Here is a 20385-nt window from a genome sequence, read left to right as displayed (position 1 = left end):
GCTTTCGGACGCATGCCCTACCTGCAACAAACTCAACGTTCAATTCACCGCAAGATTCCGAGCGGTCACCGCCATCCGCTATCCTTGCCCCACACTGACCGATCAGGTGGCGGCATGCTTCGTGTTGAAAATGTCTTCAAAAGCTATCTCACCCCGCAAGGCCCATTGCCGGTGCTGCAAGGCATCGACCTGACGCTCGAGTCCGGCAGCAGTCTGGCGCTGATGGGCGAATCCGGCAGTGGCAAAAGCACGTTGCTGCACCTGGTGGCCGGTCTCGACAAAGTCGACAGCGGCAGCATCCGCAGTGGCGAGCATCGGCTGGAGGCGATGAACGAGGCGCAACTGGCGAATTGGCGGCGCACAGAAATCGGTCTGGTGTTCCAGCAGTTCAACCTGATCGGCAGTCTGCGCGTGGAGGACAACCTGGCGTTTCAGGCGCGTCTGGCCGGGCGGCATGAGCCGCGTTGGCAGGCGCACCTGGTGCAGCGCCTGGGGCTCGGCGATTTGCTCAAGCGCTATCCCGAGCAACTTTCCGGTGGTCAGCAGCAGCGGGTCGCATTGGGCCGGGCATTGGCGTCGCAGCCGAAATTGCTGTTGGCCGATGAGCCCACCGGTAGCCTCGATGAGGCGACCAGTGATGAAGTGCTGCGCTTGTTGCTGGAATTGCTCGACGACACGCCCACCACGTTGTTGATGGTTACTCACAGTCAGCGGGTCGCGGCGCAATTGGCTCAGCGTGTGGTGCTATCCAAAGGACGGCTGACGTGATGGTTTTTCGTCAGACATTGCGCGCGCTGCTCAGCCATTGGCGACGCCATCCGGTGCAGTTTTTCAGTGTGCTGACCGGGTTGTGGCTGGCGACCAGTTTGCTCACCGGCGTCGAAGCGCTGAACAGTCAGGCCCGTGACAGCTACGCCCGCGCCAGCCAGATGATCGGCGGCGAACCGCAGGCCAGTCTGAGCACGCCAAGCGGCGCGACGTTCACCCAGCAATGGTTTGTCGATTTGCGCCGTCAAGGCTGGCCGGTGTCGCCGCTGTTGCAGGGGCGCCTGCTGCTCAAGGATCACGAAAACCAGCGGCTGCAATTGATGGGCATTGAGCCCGTGTCGCTACCAGCCGATTCGGCGGTGGCCGGGCAGGCCTTGCCGATCGAGCGCATCGTCGAATTCTTCACGCCGCCGGGCAGCACGTGGATTTCTCCGGACACCTTGCAGGCACTCAACCTGCACGAAGGCGACACGCCGCAGACCGTGAATGGGCTGTCGTTGCCACCGTTGCTGGTGCAAAAGGACATGGCGCCGGGCGTTTTGCTGGTGGACATCGGCGTTGCGCAAACACTGCTCGAACAACCTGGGCAACTGTCGCGGCTATTGTTACCCAAGGGTTTCCAAGGTGAACTGCCGGATTCCTTCAAAGGCCAGTTGCAACTCAAAAGCAGCGGCGAAGAAAACAATCTGGCACGCCTGACCGAGAGCTTTCACCTCAATCTGGATGCCTTGGGCTTTCTCTCGTTTCTGGTCGGATTGTTCATCGTCCACGCCGCCATCGGCCTCGCGCTGGAACAGCGTCGCGGCTTGCTGCGCACGCTGCGCGCCTGCGGGGTCAGCGCGCAAATGTTGATTGTTTGCCTGATCGTTGAGCTGGGTGTGCTGGCACTGGTCGGCGGACTATTCGGCGTGATCAGCGGCTATTGGTTGGCCAGTGTGCTGCTGCCGGACGTCGCCGCCAGCCTGCGCGGTTTGTACGGCGCGGAAGTGGCGGGGCAGTTGCGTCTGAGCCCTTGGTGGTGGTTCAGCGGCATCGGCTTGAGTCTGCTCGGCGCCTTGCTCGCTGGGGCCAACAGTCTATTGCGTGCTGCGCGTTTGCCGTTGTTGGCCGTGGCCGATCCGCAAGCCTGGCATCAGCAATATGCGCGTTGGTTGCGGCGCCAGGGTTGGCTGGCAGCGGGGTTGGGATTGATTGCGTTGGCGGCCTTGATCTGGGGCGACAGTCTGGCCAGCGGCTTCGTGTTGATGGCCGGGCTGCTACTCGGCGCGGCGTTGGCGCTGCCGGTGTTGCTCAGTGCGATATTGAGTCAGTTGCTCGGGCGCAGTCGCTCAGTGCTCGGCCAGTGGTTTCTCGCCGATTGCCGTCAGCAATTGCCCGCGTTGAGTCTGGCGCTGATGGCGTTGCTGCTGGCCCTCGCTGCCAATATCGGCGCCGGCAGCATGACGGCCGGTTTTCGTCAGACCTTCGATGACTGGCTCGAACAGCGTCTGAGCGCCGAGCTGTACATCAACCCGACCAACCCGGCGCAGTCCCGGGAAATGTACAGCTGGCTCAAGCAGCAGTCGAACATCGCGGCAGTGCTGCCCAACTGGCAGGTGTCGGTGACGTTGCAGGGCTGGCCGACGGAGGTGTTCGGCGTGATCGATCATGCGCATTATCGCCAGCACTGGCCGTTGCTCGATTCCAGCGGCGGTGATCCGTGGGGGCATCTGGCGACGGATGATGCGGTGATGCTCAGCGAGCAACTCGCCCGACGCCTGAAACTACATGCTGGCGAACACCTGACGATTCCCACGCCGAACGGCTCGTGGTCGCCACGCATCGTCGGCATCTACGCCGATTACGGCAACCCGAAGGGACACGTGATCGCCAACGTCAATCACCTGCTGCGCGGCTGGCCGCAACTGACGCCGAATCGCTTCAACCTGCGCATCGACCCGCAACATATTCCGCCATTGCTGAGCGCATTGCAGGCACGGTTTCAGTTGGAGGACAGCCGCATCGTCGATCAGGCACGGCTCAAAGGCTGGTCGGTTCAGGTGTTCGAACGCACTTTTGCCGCGACGGCAGCGTTGAACAGTCTGACCCTCGCGGTGGCGGGCGTGGCGCTGTTTATCAGCCTGCTGACCCAGAGTCAGAGTCGCCTCGGCCAACTCGCACCGTTGTGGGCGCTGGGCGTGACGCGACGGCAGTTGATGCTGCTCAACCTGGGACAGACGTGGCTGCTGGCAGTGCTGACGCTGGTGTTGGCGTTGCCGCTGGGCATCGCGCTGGCGTGGTGCCTGGATGCGGTGATCAATGTGCAGGCGTTTGGCTGGCGGCTGCCATTGCGGGTGTTCCCGTGGCAATTGCTGCAACTGATGGGGCTGGCGTTGTTGGCGACGTTACTGGCTTCGGCATGGCCGCTGTATTCGCTGTGTCGCACGCAACCGGCTGATCTGCTGAGGACGTTTGCCCATGAGGATTAAGCTCGTTGTGCTGATGGTTTTGTTGCTGCTCGGTGGTTGCGATCAATCGGTGCCGGAGCAGAAAGGCTTCGCCGGGATGGGCGATCAGGCGTTGGCGTTTACGCCGGTGGTGCCGGGGCGAGTGTTCAGTTTTCCGGCGGATCACGGCGCGCACGATGGCTTTCGCATCGAGTGGTGGTACATCACCGCCAATCTCAAGGATCAGCAGGGCAATGAATTCGGCGTGCAGTGGACGCTGTTTCGCAGTGCGCTGAAACCGCTGGCGGAGCAGGCCGGCTGGGCCAATCAGACGATCTGGCTGGGGCATGCGGCGGTGACGTCCAGCACGGTGCATCACGCTGCCGAACGTTATGCGCGAGGCGGGGTAGGGCAAGCGGGTGTGCAACTGGCACCGTTCGAGGCGTGGATCGACGATTGGCGGTTTGCCAGTCAGGCGCAGGACCCTCTGAGCGATTTGCAGCTCAGCGCGCGCGACAAGGATTTCGCCTATCAACTGCACCTCACTTCCAGCCGCCCATTGGTGTTGCAGGGGGACAAGGGTTTCAGCCAGAAATCCGAAGAAGGTCAGGCTTCGTATTACTACAGTCAGCCGTTTTTCCAGGCCAGCGGAACATTGCAGATCGACGGCCAGAGCTACACCGTCAGCGGCCCCGCGTGGCTCGATCGCGAATGGAGCAGCCAGCCGCTGACCGCCAATCAAACCGGTTGGGACTGGTTTTCCCTGCACCTGGACAGCGGCGAACACGTGATGCTCTATCGCATGCGTCAGAAGGACGGCGTGCCGTATCTCACCGGCACGTGGATAGCCGCCGATGGCCAGACGCAAACCCTGCGCAGTTCGCAGATCCGGCTCTCCCCGCAAGACACCGCCAACGTCGCCGGCCGGGCGATGCCGGTGAAATGGTCGATCAGCATTCCCGACAAACACCTCGACATCAGCCTCGACGCGCTCAACCCCAATGCCTGGATGAACCTGCGCATCCCGTATTGGGAGGGCCCGGTGCACATCAGCGGCAGCCATCCCGGCCAGGGCTATCTGGAAATGACCGGGTACTGAAAGGTACCCACGAATCCCCGTAGGAGCTGCCGAAGGCTGCGATCTTTTGATCTTGTTTTTTAAAAGCAAAATCAAAAGATCGCAGCCTTCGGCAGCTCCTACAATGGATCGGTTTGAACTTGGGTTGGTGTGTTGTCCTCTACAGAAAAATCTGCCGAGGATTAGCCATGAGCGACGACCTGAAACCCCCAGACCTGAATTCCTGGCAGCGCCTGTTCGACGACCAGACCTACTGGCAGCAATCCCCCGACGCACATTACTTCGATCTGCAACGCATCGCCGACGACCTGCTCGGCCAAGGCGCCATCGACCTTGAGCAATGGCAGATCCTGCGCGCCAAGGCCGACGACCTGCACAAGGATTCCCCCGCCATCAACGTCGCCCGTGAACTCGACGACCCCGAAGCCTGAGGACAACCCGATGAAACCGATCACCCAAGGCGAACACCCCGACGAACCCCGCCCACCGGGCGAAACCGAACGCGACAACGACGCCCTGCGGCCCACCGACCCGAAACAGCGTGAAAACAGCGGCAAAGGCACGCCCAGCGGCGAATCCACCGCGCAGGACACCGCAAAACAACAGACCTCCTCGACACAAACCAAAGCCAAGCCCTGAACAGCGTCTATGCTCAGTGGCACGTTCGTCGCCGAAGCCAATTCGGCGCCGGGCGCTGCCATTCATCACAGGGAAAGTATTGCTTATGAAGCTCAACGCACTGGCCAAGGCCATCACCCTCGCAACCGTACTGTCCGCCACCAGCTTCGGCGCCCTGGCTGCCGATATTCCGCTGTCTGCCACTGTTGAAGCAGATCAGGTCACCACCAAAGTGATCTCCGTCGATGCCGCTAACCATCAGGTTGTGCTCGAAGGCGCCGAAGGCAAGCCGGTTCATGTTCAGCTCAGCGACAAGGCGAAAAACCTCGCCAATCTCAAGGCCGGCGATCAGGTCAACATCGAAGTGCAGCGTTCCGTCGCCGCCTACCTCGACACCGATGTGGATAAAGGTCTGCCTGGCACCACCGAACGTACCGGTGAGCTGCGTAAGGCCCCGGGCAGTGATAACCCCGGTGGTGAAGCGTACCGTCAGGTTCAGGTGCAATTGAAAATCACCAAAATTGATTTGAAGACAAATCAGGTGACCCTGCAAAACCCGGCGGGCGTATCGAAAGTCCTCGACGTGAAAAAGCCTGAAATTCAAGCCAAACTGAAAGATTTGAAAGAAGGGCAGAGCGTCATCGTCACTTACACCGATATCTTAAAAGTGACCAGTCAACACGAAAGTTGAGCATTAACTCTACAGAGTGATTGTTCTTGTACAGGTTTAGGTATGAGAACAATCATATAAAAGTGTGTTGTCGGAAGTTTCTCGGTAAATATCGGCGATACACACTTTTTAACTTTCTAGTACATAAATTTCATCTTTATCAATGACGACATAAGCGCCAACTTCTATTAAAATCCCCTCCGTTCGCCCAGTGTCAGGGCTCTTTACCGGTGCATGGATTGCCAGGCCATTACACTGGGCGAACACCTTCAGAAAGTGGTTGTATACAAATTCTGCAAACAAAAAGGGCGACTCTAGAGTCGCCCTTTTTGTTTGTGCCGATTTTAAGCATCCCGGCCTACGCTCGCTGTCCCTGAAAGCGCTTAAGCGACGCCTGATACATCTTCGTGCGGCGGTGATCCTTGCCGTAAGTGCCTGCTGCCGCAACGGTTCCGGACTGGATGTGATCCAGATAATGGAAAATCTTCCGAGGTGACAGGAATTTGATGCCGTAGCCCAGAGCCGACATCCGATCCTGCAGCGTATAACCCGGTACCCGATCATCCATGCAGAAGTGCAGCCCCTGGGACTTCATCAACCGTGCATTCCACAGAGTGCAGAAACTCTTCAGGTGAGTCTCTCTATACGGTTTTGGCTCTTTGGTTTTCAGCCCCAATTGCGTTTTCGCCCGTCGAACATAGTGTTTGCAGAAACGCGAAGTTAGACGCCAGGTATCGCGCAACATCCCGCGATTGATTTGCTCGACACAACCGACGGCGGCGATATCCGGCGTTTTTGTACACTCGCGCATCATCATCGAAAACACTTCCTTGTCGTAAACGAAAGTGTCGGTGTGCAGCAGAAACAGGTAATCAGTGGCAACTTTGTCCAGCACCAGATCCAGTGCTTTGCCATGGGCAATATGTCCGGCCTCTTTACCCGGCGAAGGCCGCTCGATCAAGTTGATCCAGTCCAGAGAACGCAAGTAATCGAGACTGGCATCCGCCGAATCGTTGTCCACTACCCACACGGGAATCTGCTGTTCCGTGACGTGCTCGCGCAAAAGCTCCAGGCACATGCGGGTCAAGTCCAGGGTTTTGTAGTTGACCAGGACCAGACTGAAATTGGCCTGCGGTGGGGTGGGCAAATTAAAGGCATTCATGACAGAAGGGCTCATCTGCGATTCAAGGGCGACAGGGTTTCGTGGCCGCGATCTTAGCGAGACAACCTTAGGCGAACCTTAATTTGCGGATTGGGTAACCGGCAGAGTGTGTCGAATTGAGACCGCTGGTGTATGAAATGCATGCGGTGCTGCCAACCATTAACGGATAAAATGCGTGCCCTATCACGGTTCAAGGAAGAAACGGCAATCGCCGTTGTGTCACGGATGAAACCACTCTCCCTCTACCACCCGGCCTTGTATTGGCTGCGCGTGTGGCAAAAAAGACTGTTCCGCCAGATTGCCTGGCGCTGCTCCGGCAAACGCTACGCTCGCCCCGTCGCCACGGTCGAGCGCCTGCCATATCGCTACCTCAAACACACCTCGAAACTCATCCGCAAACTCGGCGACTCCGACCTCGCCCTGCAACACAATAAAGTCATCAACCTGAAACTCGCCGTCGCCGCGATCGACGGCGTCATCATCGCCCCCGGCGAACACTTCTCCTTCTGCCGCCTCGTCGGCCGCCCGACTTTGAAGCGCGGCTACGTTGAAGGCATGGAACTGTCTTTCGGCGAGGCACGACGCGGTGTCGGCGGCGGCATCTGCCAACTGAGCAACCTGATTCACTGGATGGCCATTCATTCACCGCTGGTGGTGGTCGAGCGTTCCAACCACAGCTTCGACCCGTTTCCGGATGAAGGGCGGGTGCTGCCGTTCGGGTCCGGGGCGGCGATTTTCTACAACTACGTTGATCTGGTGCTGCATAACCCGACGGATCGGAGCTTTCAGCTGAAGTTGAACGTCGGCGAGACACAACTCGAAGGGGAGTTGTTGTGTGATCGGGTAAGGGAGTATCGCTATCACGTGTTTCAAGAGGCGCATCGGTTTGTGCGGGAAGGCAGCAGGGTGTTTCGCGAGAACGAGATTTGGCGAGAGGTCAGGGAAAAAGGGCAGGTTGGGGAATTGGTGGAGAGGGTGAGGTTGTATCGGAATCGGGTGGTGGTCAAATATGAGGTGATGGAAGAGTTGATCGGGTAGCGGGCTTTTGCTTAAACATACCCAGCCAGGCAAGTTTAAATTACACAAACCGTTACGCCACAAAGGCTACAACGCCTTGCGCCGTTGCCTACGCCTACTCCAGAATCCGCCGGCATACGCGCCTATAGGGCGGGCTATATCGTTTCCCTGTCACTGCAAAACAGTGAACGGGTTTGGTAGCCCGCTTCGGTACGGCCGTATGGCGCCACCTTATTCAGCCACTTTTTTTGCGGCTGCGTTTTATGGTGGACATGCGTGGGGCTCATTCGTGAGCGCCGGGTTCCGTATCGACCGGTCTACCAACCCGCGCATGGCCGCCACCCATCGTTTGGTAGCGAGGGTGATGGCTCCTATTTTCTTGATACGGAGCTTCATCAATGTTCAAACCAACGCCAAACCCACCGGACGCCGATCCGATCCCGTTCGACCCATCGCTTGAACCTCAAAAGATAAAAGAGGCGACAGACCGCGCCATCAACTTCTATCTCAACCCCGGCTCACTGAAGCTCTCAATCCCGATCCGCAAAACCAGCAAGATCTTCCTCGTCGACCCCGCCGTGGACGAAGAAACCTTGCTCGTCGAAGCCTGCGAGTCGTTAGCCGCTGCCAGCGACATGGCGCGTGATATCGGCGACGCCATCGATAACTCACAACGCCGGGCCATGCTGATGCTGCATCAGGTGATCATGCTGAGTGAGCTGATGGTCAATCGAGTCCTGGATGGACGCCGCTTGCCGCACTAGTTGCGGCTTGATGCACGGTTGCACCGCGAACAACGTGTAGGAGCTGCCGTAGGCTGCGATCTTTTGATTCTGTTTTTGATTGTTGAAGAGCAGATCAAAGGATCGCAGCCTGCGGCATCTCCTACACGGGAATTCATTTGCGGTGGTCATTTCTTTTGGAGTGCCTTGATGGGCGCTTGCTGGAGTTTCAGTTGATGTCCGAAACCACGAACAATCCGCCGGTGCCAGACCCGACGTCGCCCTATGAATCATTCGATTCGAGGAAGCTTCACGCGGCGGCGGAGCGGGCGCTTGATCATTATCTTGCGCCTGAGAAGATCATGGCTACGCCCTACAGCCCCAGCACTTTGTTCATGGTCAATCCGCAATCCGACACTGAAACCTTATTGGTCAATGCCTGTGAGTCTTTGGCCTCGGCGACGGTGATGCTGGGTGATTTTGCCGGGATGCTGGAAGGGCCGAACCGCAATACGTTGTTGGGGATTGCGCAGGTGGTGATGTTGGGGGAGTTGGCGGTGAACAAGGCGCTGGATAACGTCGAATTGAAGCAACCGGCACCGGGGCTTGTGTCGGGCTGAAATAGGATGGTTGAAAAGCAAGGTGTGGCGAGGGAGCTTGCGCTTGCTTTGGCGCGAAGTTGCTCTTGACCACTCAAAGAAAAAAACAGAGAAAAGAAGAAAAGAAGAAAAGAAGAAAAGAAGAAAAGAAGAAAAAGTGAACAGATTTATTTTCTAGATGAAAATAAATCTATCCCTTTTTCTTTTTTCTTTTTTCTTTTTTCTTTTTTCTTTAGAAGGAATGTGAGTGTGTCTATGTACCATTGCTGTTCGCTCATGATACGGCTTCTGAATTCAGGTTCGATGTGAGTGTCAAATAATGTAATTAGATCATCTTCATTTTTTGCAGAAAAGGGGACAGATTTACAGTGGGTTCCGTCTAAAGAGTTAGAGGCTCTCTATATTGGTTGGGCCGCCGTCATCAATGAGTTTTCTAATGCGGCGATTATAGAGTTCAAGGTCTTGAATATCATTGTTGGCTTCGATTGTTTTTCTCAGAAATCATGATATGTAAAATCTTCTGTTTCTCACTATCAGCAGTATCGCGTACAAGATCAAATCCATCTTTTGACAAGAAAGGATGTTTATTTCTTAGGTGATAATAGCAGCCAATGTTTTCAAGCAGGTCGCTGGCGTCATTTTTTGTAAACTCAACCGAGTTTACGTATACGCTAAATGCATTCCTCAATATTTCGATCGAGCTTTCTAGCGATTTTTAAATAGCCGCATAGTCCTTGCCAATTTATAATATGCAACTGGGTTCCCCAGTCGGGGTCTCTTGTGAAATATTGGCTATTACCTCTGAAGTAGTCAGGGAGTTCATTATTTTTCAAGGCTATTTCAAAGTTAGTTGTCATTGAGGTTTTTCGCAGTCGTAAAATTGGCTTAGGGGTTTGTTCATGTCGGCGCCGTGGTCGATTTTTTCAGAACCAATAAGAGCGGCCTCTTTAGTGCCGCTCTTCGTTTCACCTCCGGGAACCCATTCTTTAGAATAAGCGCCTGCTTCATTTCCATTTGGTATTTCGTATTTGGACCAGAAAAGAGGACAGATTTATTTTCAGTTAGTAGAAAATAAATCTGTTCTCTTTTTGTCTTCTGCCTGCTGGTGTAATACCGAACTCGAGTTGGTCAAAATAATATTATATCTACGTTGCCAATGTGTGCTGTTAGTTTTTCACGGAAATCCGTTTCGCTGGTGAAGTTAGTGTTGTCAATCATGTTGAGGAACCAAGTCGCGTCTAAAGCTGTAAATATTTCAAGCCATTCTGGTCTTTTAGCCTTCGATTCAAGCATGTCGTTCGCGGCAAAGCCGTGGCCTTTGCCTTCGGATAAGTAAAAATAGTTATCTGCGAAGGAGTAGCCTATAAGCTTTGGCCAGTTTGAGCTATGCGGGAGGTTTGGCTCCATATCCTTACTAGCAATCACATAAAAAGTTCTCATTTTTTTTCCGGAAGTACGTCGAGTTTGTCGAAGTTTACTTTTTGCCCATCTAGATGGAGTTGTTGTGCTCCGCCATCGCCATATTTTCCAGATTACCTTCAGAAAAAGAAAACGTGGTTTGTCCCTCGTTACGGTGCAATTACCCATATAGGAAGGGTGTCGTCGGGTGCTTGTCTTTGACATCGACGAGGCTAGTCGCGAGCATTTAAGGTTGAAGGGTAAATGTCATCTGATGGGCACTTAGGAAAGTAAAAATTTCAATCTTTATCGGTTGCGTCTCATGTGTCCTAATCTTGATATTTAAACTGACCTCGATATGTAAATTCGATGCCTCGTAATATGGAAGCTGTGGTTTTTCCTTTATAAGCACAATTATAAATTGTAATAACAGTGTTTATTTTTTCAGGTGAAGTAGAGAGGTTTTTCTTTTTTATTTCAGCGATGATATCGGAGTCATAAGAAAAATCCTCGATTGCTTTTTCCAAATTTTTAGTTGGCTCTACGATATTAGCTTCAATAAAGTCGTCGTCAATAAAGCCCAGAGAAAATGCATTGCTGAACTCCGATCCTAGAGATTCTCCATCGTCAGAATAGGCAGGCGTCACTATTTCCCGAAGAGTGGATTGCTGCCAGTCGGCGTTTGCAGTCCAAATTGATACTGTTTTTTTATTACTCATCTTTTTCTCCTCAATTTTTAAGGCCGGATGGGAGAGAGTCAACTCCACCTTCTAACCTCCGACCCGCCCACTCATTGAGGCCCTGTCGGAACTCGCCGTAATCTTTCGAATTGTCAATTATTTTAAGTATTTCATTATGTGCTTTTGTGGACCCTTTGCCCCCATGATGACCAGTAGGGTTCACAATTTCACTTCAGCAATCGCGGTTCGTAGCTCATAGATCTGCTCAGCAGAAAAGGGGACAGATTTATTTTCAGTTTGTAGAAAATAAATCTGTCCCCTTTTTTATATAGATTCAAAAAACTGTGGTCTGCTCCGTTTTAAAAAAAGGAATCGTGGTCTGTCCCCGTTTTACCTTACGATAAGCGGCAAATAGGCCTAAAGTTTTCGGGAGTGGTGTTTTTTACGAAAGGTCTATTTTACGCCTGCGTAAAGATTAAGGTTTTTTTATTTTATTCAGAGTGTGATCTAACGCTCTTTCAAGTTCAGTCCAAGTTTTCGCGCTTTCGCTGTGCGTGGGCGACTCCCAGTTTTGATCTGAAATTAGCGAGATTCTAAAGGAGCCATTTTCGCTGAATTCTGGGTACCATCCAATATCAATTATTTGTTCGAGTGGCAGTGATGCCTGTAATAGATCTTCTTTTAAATCGTCGGTAATAAGTTTGATGTCGCTTCCAACTAATGTGGAGAGATCATCGAAAATAATTGTTCCGCCGAGCGTTATTATTTTATCAGTGTTCATCGATTATTTTTTCTTCTTGGTTAGTTTTTTGAAGGCTTCTTCAGATATGGGAAAAAAGGGGACAGATTTATTTTCATTTTTTAGAAAATAAATCTGTCCCCTTTTTTGGTCCTTTTTTGGTCTTTTTGTCTTTAGTCCAATTTTTGTATTCCCTTTCTTTCACGGTTGAAAGTTAAGTTCTGAGTTCGACGTATTCCTCAAAGAATGAATAGAAGTTCTCCGCTATTTTCTTAGACGGTTTGCGCTTAAATAGATCGTAGCTAATGACCTGTCCATTTCCCGTGGGGCCGCAATCAATTGCCCAGCAAACTTCGTCGTCTTTTAAATAAATGACGGCAAAATGACTAGGTGGTTCGAACTCTGAACGGCAGTACATGGTGCTGTAATTTAAAGTTCCGCCGTTATCTAGAGTTGCATCATTATTCTCAATTCCGCATATTTCTGAGTCTGCTGCACCACCACCGCATACACTCAAGAAGTCAACGAAATCTTCAGGCGGCTTTATGCCTAGAATGTTCTCGAGTTTTTTAATTTGCTCGGCATTGGCGGGTCCGAGCCAAAATGTTTCTTCGTCGGAGTTATCGAGTTTCGTTATCAAGTCTTGGTATTTATGCATGGTTCTGCTTACTCAAGGAGAAAAGGGGATAGATTCATTTTCAGTTTTTAGAAAATAAATCTGTCCCTTTTCTGATTCTAACCAAGCTGTCCTCACCAAGTGGATTGATTTTCGGTAGCCGCTTTGGCTAAATCAGATTTCCATTTTTTTTCAGCCGAGTTCAAAATTGCTTCAAAAAAACTGCGAGGCGTGTTGATTTCATCAGCGGACCATGGAGAAGATGAGGCTTCGTCACTCTCGTAATCATATTCAAATGGATGTGTGAAATCGTAATCTTGTTTGCTTAGCGCTTTTTCCAACTCTTTGACTAGCAGGTATTTGTGTCGGTATGTCAGGTATTCTTGATCTTTAATTATGTAATTTTCTATTATTTTTATCCTGTCATCAGGATCATTTGGGTCTAATGCTAACAGCGACTGTTTGAAATTTTCATCTTTATATTCTGTGTCCAGCCCTGCGAGGAACGAGTCAATAGTTGGCTTGAAGGGGAGTTCTGTGTTGGGCGCTTTTAACATTTTGTATTGTCCGTATTGATGAATTATTCAGTCAATGGGGAAAGCTGTAAAGGGCCTGTCCGTATCGACTTTGTCAAACTTGATTTCAGCGCCATTCATGCTCTCATTAAGAATAGGGTTTTGACTATCTCTTCTGTTTGGCTTGTAACCTCGGCCAGCACCAGGTTGTTCTATTCTAACGATCGGATTCTGATTTCTGTCAAAACCAGTATGGGCAGGCAATCCACGAGTCTTTCTGGTTAAAGCTTCATTGAGGGCATGCAATTGCATTTTCCAACTCTTAAATTGGGAGCTTTTGTTGACCCTACCTGTAGCACCAGTAATTGGATCTGTGCCATCTATTGCCCGCTGCTTCATCACTGCGTCCGGGATCTCCGGTCCATGCTTGCCAATGGTGTGCATATTATATTTCTGTTCGATTGCTTGAACCTGACGCTTCGCGTTTGCTTCGGACAGTTGTTCAATTCTGGCTCGACGTTGTTCAGGTGACATCTGCGGTTCAGGTGGAGGTGGAGCGCCATCTTTGACCACAGCCTTACTCGCAGGATTTTCAGATCTTAATCCTGCATTGCCACTTGCACCTGGGCATCCATTTAACCCCAACGGATCTACCCACCCCGTAGGATTAGGCACGTACTGGTAGTTGTTCAACCCACCCGCAAGCTTGATCGGATCCGGCGTCAAAAACCGTCCAGTCCCCGGATTGTAGTAGCGGTGGCGGTTGTAATGTAACCCCGTCTCGGCGTCGAAATACTGGCCTTGAAAACGCAACGGGTTATCGATTTCGCTGACGTCAAGTGCCGCCAGGTTGCCATAAGCTCGGTATCTGGCCGACCACATAATCTCGCCGCTGTAATCGGTGAGTTCCTGCGGTGTGCCGAGGTGGTCGAGTTGGTAGTAAAACGGGGTGACCTTACGCGGACCTTCGCCGTCGAGCATGGCCAACGGACGGAAGCTGCCCGGTTCATAGATGTAACTGCGGTAGCGGTTCTCGGCGCTTTCAGCGATCAAGCGCTCGCCTTGCCACAGGAATTCAGTGGTGTGGCCGTCGACGGTTTTTTCTATGCGACGGCCGAAGGCGTCGTATTTGTAAGTTGCAGTGCTGCCGCCCGGCAGGCTGACGCCGATCAGACGATGCTGGCAGTCGTAGCGATATTCGGTGACGAGTTTCTGACCGGCGCCACGACGTTCACGGCTCAAATTACCGTAAGCGTCGTAGTCGTAATGGCGGTCGCCCTGCATCAGCAGGCGGTTGCCTTTGACGTTAGCCAAATTGGTTACGGGCAGGTCATTCTGACCGAGGAGGTTGCCTGCTGGATCGTGGGCGAAGCTTTCCGGTGTCGCACCACGCACACTGGTCAGTCGATCCAACGGGTCGTAGTGATAGCTGCGATTACCTTTGCGGGTGTCATCTACGCCGGCTAGGTTGCCATTCGCGTCGTAGTTGTAGCGTCGCTGGAATAGATTTTTGTCGCGTTGGCTAACGCTATGCGCTTGCAGGCGACCTTGTTCGTCGTACTGGTATTGGCTTAGGAGCAAACCCTGTTGTCGCTGTTGCTCGCGACCGGCACTGAACTGGTGAGAGGTCAGGCGTGAGCCGTTCAGGTCGATGTTGCTCAGGCGTCCGCCGGGTAGATGACGGTAATCGAGCGTGCTCCCATCTGGAAGGCGACAGTGGCTTAGCTGGCCAACGCTGTCGTACTCATAACGCGTGGTGCCCCAACCCTGATGCTCGGTGACAAGCCGATCTTGCACGTCGTATTCATAGGCGAGCGGCCAATGGCTGTCGTCGACGTTTACGAGGCGGCCCAAGGCGTCATAACTGTAGTGAATTTCTTCGCCGTCGGGCAAAGTCTTGACCAGCAGACGACCTGCAGCATCACGCTGATATTCGCTGACCAGTTCACTGCCGTCATCGCCGAACTCGGTTTTCTTCAGCAACTGGCCGTTGAGGTCGTACTCGTAGGCAGTGCGGCGACCGTCAAAACCAGTTTCCTGCTGGATCAGGCCATTCGAGTAGTAGTCGAGTTGGTAGCGTTCGCCGCGCTCGTTCTCGATCTCGGTGAGGTTGAGTTGCGAGTTGTCGTAGCGATAACGCAGTTGGCTGCCGTCAGGATTAATGCGGCGGCTGATCAGGTGCAGGTTGTCGGCGTACTCGTAACGAGTGATACGCCCAAGCTCGTCGCGTTCGGCGGTGACGCGGCCATACGCGTTGTAAGCATACGCACGGCTCGCGCCACCCGGTAGGGTGACCTGCGTTAGACGGTTGGCGACGTCCCACTGGTATTGAGTGATGGCGCCGAATTCGTCCTGTCGGGTGATCTGCCGACCCAGCGCATCATAGCGGTACTTGCGCTGGCCACCGTCGGGCAAGCGCTCTTCCAGCAATTGACCGAGGTTGTTCCAGTCCAGTTGATGACGGCTGCCGTCGGGGTGACGAATTTCCAGCAGGCGGCCATGCCGGTCGTAGCTGTAGTGGGTTTCGTTACCCTCAGGGTCGATTTGCTGGGTGATGTCGCCTTGACGGTTACGGATGTACTGCCAACGTGCCTTGCCACATTGAACATCAACAAGCTGGCCGTTGAAGTAGTTGTACCGTGTAGGCTCGTCTTCCTGGGGAATTACCGCAATTAGGCGGCCAGCTTTACTGTATTGGTACTCGACGACAGCGCCCAACGGGTCCTTGACCGCAACCAGTCGCCCTTCATCGTCATAGGCCTTCTGTGTTTCACCACCGTCTGCTGCGGTTTCGCTGACCAGGCGTGCATTTTCGTCATGCACATAGATTTGCTCGCTGCCATCGGGGTTGTATACGGTGACCGACCCGTTATCGTCCCACTCGTATCGTGTTTCGAGTGACGAGTAGTTCGTCCAATGACGGATACAACGGGAGTGCTTACCTTCGTATTCCCATTCCCAAAAGAAACTGGCGCCACCCGCTAGTTGACGCTCAAGGATGACGTGCTGGTCGTTGTAACGATAGTGCTCGCTTTCGCCGGCAGCATTGGTCGAGGAGACCAATTGTTTCTGCGTGTTGTAGCGGTAGCTGACGAGTGTCTGAAGGGTCACCCAGGGATCCTGGCGTTCACCACGCTCGTTGTATTCTGAACGCTGTTGCTGGTAATCGACTGCGACGATATGCCTGTCGTCGTAACGTAAAAGCAGCGAGCGACCAGCCCTGTTATCGATGCGTTGAATACGATCAACCAGGTCGTAGCTGATGTGCAACCGGTTGTCGTAGGCGTCGCTGATAGCTGTCAGGCGCCCGGCACGGAAGTGGTAGAAGCGTTCTGTTGATCCGGCTTGACTGAGGATTAGCTCTCCAGGCGCATCGCCCAGGAAAATTGCCGCCTTAGCCAGACTGTTGGTAATGGCCGGACGTTGTTCAGTCGGTATTGGAAAGCGAGTCTGGCGGTTTTCATTGTCAGTCCACAGCACGCCCTCATTATCGAGTTGCAAGCTGTGGGAAAGCGAATGACTCCACCCATGACCCAGACGACTGTCTATTTCAACTGCACTGCTGCGATAAAGACGCGTCCATTCGAAGGGCAGCAGTCCAGCCAGCGTACCATCGGTAAGCGTCAGCAACTCTTCTCCGGTTACCATAGAAACCGGATCACCGTTCTTGCACGTTGCTGTTACACAGTCGCTGGGTTTGTCTGCTGGGTTCTTCGGTTGTTCCGGAACGTTCTGAACCGGCTCTATTTGCTGCAGCTGGGTTTCGTTCTGAGTTTTGCTCCTCGCGTGAACCTGAGAGTCTGGTTCAACCTTGGCACCGGCCGCCGGTGTGGGATGTTTTGGAGGAACGACCGATTGTGCCGGCGTATGAGGGAAGATCTCCGCCGCTGCTTTTTTGCTTGCGTTGGTTACCCCTACACCAGAAAGCCTTACCGGGGCGGCTGCTTCAGCGTGTGCTTTGAAGCGAATTCGACTGATCTCAATCAGCTTGGCCGTGACCTTCTCTACCAATTCGAAAGCTCTTTGAGCCTGCAACGTTGACTTGACCGCTTTTGCACTAGCACGTAATGCAATGCCAAGACCAGCGGTGAAGATAATTCCGAGGATGATGTAAACGATTTCAGTCTTGAGTCTTGCGACAACCTCAGCGCGCGTTTGCGGCGGCAGCATAGTGACCCAAGACCAAACTGCATAAACATAAACCCATAGAAGTGGTTCATCGCATGCAATCAAGAATGCGGTTCGAAGTGACTCTTTCGATGAGTTATAGATTTTTTTGATTTGCTCTTCGGTGAAATATTCTTTGAGTTTTTTATAATTATCTAGAGGGTGCGCAACCAATTTGTAGAGCGATTTTATATCGCCCCATATACTCATCACGAAGCTCCAGAATCCATCCCAGTCAGCTTGTAATTTTTGAAAAAACTTCTCAGACAGGGATGCTTCGTTGTGTTTTTGCCAGAGCGGCAGGCACGTTATCTTCCATTCGTTCTCCAACCATGTCGCCAAATCACCAATGACGCCATCGTAGGAGTCGAACAAACGTTTGAGGTCTGCAGATGTAGGATTGGGAAAGAAGGTCACCATATATCGCTGATGAGGCGTCAGACCAGGAATGACCTCGATCCCGGTAGGGCCGATTTGCTTTTTTATGGCAGCCCCCATCGGCTTGCCTGTCGTATCGACGGGGACTAGTACGACTGGAGTGTTTCCAATTGGTACGAATCGTGCGGATTCGAAACTATGAATAAGTGTAAGCTTTCCATTTTCAGGGCATGTAGCATAGTCTACGGCTTTTTTTTTGCTGTCCTTAGGCGCTGCCTTTGCCACTTCGTCGCCGACCTTGAACTGTTGTTCCACATCAAGGCCATCCAAATATGTGGCGTAAGAGCGATATTCCGAGAGGCAGCTCTTAAAATCGGAGATTATCTCTTTTTCGTCCGGCTGTTTCTCGGTGAGATAAATAAAAGTTTCGCCCAAGCTCATACATCTACCTCCCTTTCCAGATGGGCCTTCAGCAGGCCGGTAAAATTTTCTTCCGTGAGCGGCGTGCGTTTTACAAATCGCGCCACTTTTTGTTTCAAGTTCGACTCAGGGAACGAGAAGTACAGATCGGCATGCTCATCCAGCAGCCACTGCATCATGTTGCCGATAACAGTCGACGGGTTCTCGGCCATCAACCCATCCAGTAAATCCTTCGGCACCTCCCACCACGGCCAATCCTTCACTCTTGGCAGCGCCCTCGGTCCAACCTCCAGCGACTGCCCATTAATCAGATACCGCTCAAACATCGGCAGTACTTCCCCGGCCTTCTCCCCAAGCCCATGCAGAATCGGGTAGATATGCCGCCCATCCCAAAACCGGAAAAACACCTCGGTCCCATCCGGCATCTTCACCTGAGTCAGGCTGCGCAGATGCTCGAACACTTCGTTCGGCTCCGAACGCGATACCGCCAGCCAACCCCAGTCGAGGGCGTCGGTTTCAGCGATCCACGGCAGGAACGCGGAATTGGCTTTGAGCTCGGTGACGTAGGGCATCACTGGTTGCCAGGTGGAGTAGGGCGTGCCGCCCCAGATCGGCAGGAGTTGGGCGGAGGGTTCGGTGAGGTAGAGGTTTTTCAGCGCGTCGGAATCGCTTGCTGCGCTAATGACCAGATACAAACGCTCGCCAGTCTGCAACGGCTGTTGCGCCAGCCAGTCCTTGGGCGTAATTCGATCAGATGGCACAGGCACCTGCCTTGCATTTTTCGCATTCTTCGCAAAACGGCGCGTTACGTTTGAGGGTGTTGATCTGGGCCGGGGTCAGGACCTGGCCGGCCTTGTCGGCGTCGGCCTGTTTCAGGATTCCGGGCATCAGCGGCGCGGCACCGGTGCCGCTGCCTGGACTTCCGCCGGAATTCATATTGATCACCGGGCCGCTCATGGTCACACCACCAGCATCAATCTTGATAAAGCTGCCACCACCGATCAGGGTCAGCTCCGCACCGGCCTCCATCACCACTTTCATGCCGCTGCTGAGGTGGATTTCTTGCCCGGCGTCGATGAACTGACCGGTGCCGATCTTGATGTGTTGGTTCACGCCCACGGTCAGGTGGTCGTTGGCGCGCGCTTCGACTTTGCGATCGGCATAAACCGTGTGGTGTTCTTCGGCTTTGAATTCCGTGTAGCTGTTCTTTTCAACGGTGTCGTGGCGTTCGTTGCCGACGCGGATTTTCTGGTCGTGCTCGATGTTTTCGTCCCAGTCGCGCTGGGCGTGCAGGTAGATCTGTTCCTGACCTTTTTTGTCTTCGATGCGCAGTTCGTTGTAGCCGCCTCCGCCCATCGAGCTGAGGGTCTTGAAGGTGCTGCGGGTCTTGTTTGCCGGCAGCGCATACGGGACGGTGTTTTCCTTGTGGTACAGGCAGCCGCTGATCAGCGGTTGATCGGGGTCGCCTTCAAGGAAGGTGACGAGCACTTCCATGCCGATACGCGGGATGGCGATGCCGCCGTATTGGGCGCCGGCCCAGGCGCTGGAGACGCGCAGCCAGCAGCTGGTTTTGTCGTCGGCCTGGCCTTCGCGGTCCCAGTGGAACTGGACTTTGACGCGGCCGTATTCGTCGCAGTGGATCTCTTCGCCTTTCGGGCCGGTGACCACGGCGCTCTGGCTGCCGAGGATGCGTGGTTTCGGGTGGCGCAGGGGCGGGCGGTTGGGCACGTCCCATGGGGTGGCCTGAAAGCGGTTGCGGTAGCCCTGGTGGAAATCGTCTTTAAGTGCGGTGGTGTCGCTGGTTACCGACTCTTCCAGCACTTGCGGCTGTTTGCCTTCGTGGAGGACTTCGGTGAGCAGCCAGAGGTCATTCCATTTGGCTTTCGGGTGCGCGGTGAGGGCGAGGAAGTGGCCGCTGACCAGCAACGGCTGATCGCTTTTGCCTTCGGCCAACTGGAAGTCGCTGCGATGGCGTTCGAGGGCGCGTTTGGCCAGGTGCTTGCCGCGCTCGCGGTCGATGAAACGACCCGGATAATCGTAGTCCTCGAGATCGGGCAGGGCGTCGCCACGGTTTTCGCTTTCGAGGGTGATGCGCGGTTTTTCGAAGTCGTAATCGCGCCGCGTGGTGCGGCTGGTACGGGTTTCCAAGCGTAGGTCGAAACGCTTGATCACCGGGTCGCTGGCGACCATGCCGGAGTCTTGCTGATAGGCCACAGGCTTGAGTTTCGGGAACACCGTCTGGTCATCGCCGAACACCAGTTTGTGCGCCGTCGCCGTGTGCTCGAAGTGGTAATGGATACCTTCTTCCTCGCACAGGCGCTGGATGAAATGCAGGTCCGATTCATCGTATTGCACGCAGTAGATGCGTTCGGGATAAATCGAACCGGTCTTGAATTCGTAGGCGTTGCTTTG

At 53.6% G+C, this 20385-nt stretch carries 18 protein-coding genes; 9 read left to right on the top strand and 9 right to left on the bottom strand.

All coding sequences use genetic code 11. The annotated features are described in order from the left end of the window. Nucleotides 1-114 precede the first annotated feature (114 nt). From ACIPIZ_RS21770 to ACIPIZ_RS21745, 6 genes are all read left to right on the top strand, one after another. A complete protein-coding gene (locus ACIPIZ_RS21770) occupies nucleotides 115-768 on the top strand; it encodes an ABC transporter ATP-binding protein (RefSeq protein WP_064392915.1) in 654 nt (217 codons plus the stop codon). Then, on the top strand, nucleotides 765-3236 hold the full coding sequence (locus ACIPIZ_RS21765; RefSeq protein WP_401167337.1) for an FtsX-like permease family protein: 2472 nt from the start codon (nucleotides 765-767) through the stop codon (nucleotides 3234-3236). The genes ACIPIZ_RS21770 and ACIPIZ_RS21765 overlap by 4 nt, the downstream gene beginning before the upstream one ends. Further along, complete coding sequence (locus ACIPIZ_RS21760) at nucleotides 3226-4293, top strand: lipocalin-like domain-containing protein (protein ID WP_401167334.1); 1068 nt, start codon at nucleotides 3226-3228, stop codon at nucleotides 4291-4293. The genes ACIPIZ_RS21765 and ACIPIZ_RS21760 overlap by 11 nt, the downstream gene beginning before the upstream one ends. A gap of 167 nt (nucleotides 4294-4460) precedes the next feature. Continuing rightward, complete coding sequence (locus ACIPIZ_RS21755) at nucleotides 4461-4703, top strand: hypothetical protein (RefSeq protein ID WP_064392912.1); 243 nt, start codon at nucleotides 4461-4463, stop codon at nucleotides 4701-4703. Nucleotides 4704-4713: 10 nt separating this feature from the next. Continuing rightward, a complete protein-coding gene (locus tag ACIPIZ_RS21750) occupies nucleotides 4714-4911 on the top strand; it encodes a hypothetical protein (protein ID WP_064392911.1) in 198 nt (65 codons plus the stop codon). Nucleotides 4912-4996: 85 nt separating this feature from the next. Beyond that, entirely contained in the window at nucleotides 4997-5581 is a 585-nt protein-coding gene (locus ACIPIZ_RS21745) for a hypothetical protein (protein WP_064392910.1), read from the top strand. A gap of 337 nt (nucleotides 5582-5918) precedes the next feature. On the opposite strand, the gene ACIPIZ_RS21740 is transcribed toward ACIPIZ_RS21745, so the two are convergent. Next, nucleotides 5919-6722 (bottom strand): glycosyltransferase, encoded by an 804-nt coding sequence (locus ACIPIZ_RS21740; protein WP_064392909.1) that lies wholly within the window; start codon nucleotides 6720-6722, stop codon nucleotides 5919-5921. 225 nt (nucleotides 6723-6947) lie between these two features. Here ACIPIZ_RS21740 and ACIPIZ_RS21735 point away from each other — a divergent pair, with 225 nt between their 5' ends. The 3 genes from ACIPIZ_RS21735 to ACIPIZ_RS21725 all read left to right on the top strand — a co-directional run bounded on the left by ACIPIZ_RS21735 (nucleotide 6948) and on the right by ACIPIZ_RS21725 (nucleotide 9081). Then, nucleotides 6948-7760, top strand: coding sequence for a VanW family protein (locus ACIPIZ_RS21735; protein WP_401167401.1), 813 nt, complete (start codon nucleotides 6948-6950; stop codon nucleotides 7758-7760). A 377-nt stretch (nucleotides 7761-8137) separates the two neighbouring features. After that, nucleotides 8138-8503 (top strand): DUF6124 family protein, encoded by a 366-nt coding sequence (locus ACIPIZ_RS21730; protein WP_122660394.1) that lies wholly within the window; start codon nucleotides 8138-8140, stop codon nucleotides 8501-8503. A gap of 194 nt (nucleotides 8504-8697) precedes the next feature. Beyond that, complete coding sequence (locus tag ACIPIZ_RS21725) at nucleotides 8698-9081, top strand: DUF6124 family protein (protein WP_122660393.1); 384 nt, start codon at nucleotides 8698-8700, stop codon at nucleotides 9079-9081. Nucleotides 9082-10188: 1107 nt separating this feature from the next. Here the strand turns inward: ACIPIZ_RS21725 and ACIPIZ_RS21720 are convergent. From ACIPIZ_RS21720 to tssI, 8 genes are all read right to left on the bottom strand, one after another. Next, the gene (locus ACIPIZ_RS21720; RefSeq protein WP_122660392.1) at nucleotides 10189-10500 is read right to left on the bottom strand and encodes a hypothetical protein; all 312 of its coding nucleotides are present in this window, start codon (nucleotides 10498-10500) and stop codon (nucleotides 10189-10191) included. A gap of 287 nt (nucleotides 10501-10787) precedes the next feature. Then, on the bottom strand, nucleotides 10788-11177 hold the full coding sequence (locus tag ACIPIZ_RS21715; protein ID WP_301303415.1) for an immunity 22 family protein: 390 nt from the start codon (nucleotides 11175-11177) through the stop codon (nucleotides 10788-10790). Nucleotides 11178-11613: 436 nt separating this feature from the next. Beyond that, nucleotides 11614-11919, bottom strand: coding sequence for a hypothetical protein (locus tag ACIPIZ_RS21710; protein WP_122661350.1), 306 nt, complete (start codon nucleotides 11917-11919; stop codon nucleotides 11614-11616). 172 nt (nucleotides 11920-12091) lie between these two features. After that, nucleotides 12092-12535, bottom strand: coding sequence for an SMI1/KNR4 family protein (locus ACIPIZ_RS21705; RefSeq protein WP_253482696.1), 444 nt, complete (start codon nucleotides 12533-12535; stop codon nucleotides 12092-12094). Nucleotides 12536-12627: 92 nt separating this feature from the next. Then, a complete protein-coding gene (locus ACIPIZ_RS21700; RefSeq protein ID WP_122661348.1) occupies nucleotides 12628-13050 on the bottom strand; it encodes a hypothetical protein in 423 nt (140 codons plus the stop codon). 27 nt (nucleotides 13051-13077) lie between these two features. Continuing rightward, complete coding sequence (locus tag ACIPIZ_RS21695; RefSeq protein WP_401167326.1) at nucleotides 13078-17994, bottom strand: RHS repeat-associated core domain-containing protein; 4917 nt, start codon at nucleotides 17992-17994, stop codon at nucleotides 13078-13080. Continuing rightward, nucleotides 17991-18734: a DUF4123 domain-containing protein gene (locus ACIPIZ_RS21690; protein ID WP_401167323.1), complete on the bottom strand. Its 744-nt coding sequence runs from the start codon at nucleotides 18732-18734 to the stop codon at nucleotides 17991-17993. The genes ACIPIZ_RS21695 and ACIPIZ_RS21690 overlap by 4 nt, the downstream gene beginning before the upstream one ends. After that, on the bottom strand, nucleotides 18724-20385 hold a 1662-nt coding region (gene tssI / locus ACIPIZ_RS21685; RefSeq protein ID WP_401167320.1), incomplete at its 5' end, for a type VI secretion system tip protein TssI/VgrG. The genes ACIPIZ_RS21690 and tssI, both read right to left, overlap by 11 nt.

Origin of the sequence: Pseudomonas sp. NPDC087690, assembly GCF_044743175.1 — a bacterium.
Lineage (GTDB): Bacteria > Pseudomonadota > Gammaproteobacteria > Pseudomonadales > Pseudomonadaceae > Aquipseudomonas.
This window is presented reverse-complemented; position numbering and strand designations above follow the sequence as displayed.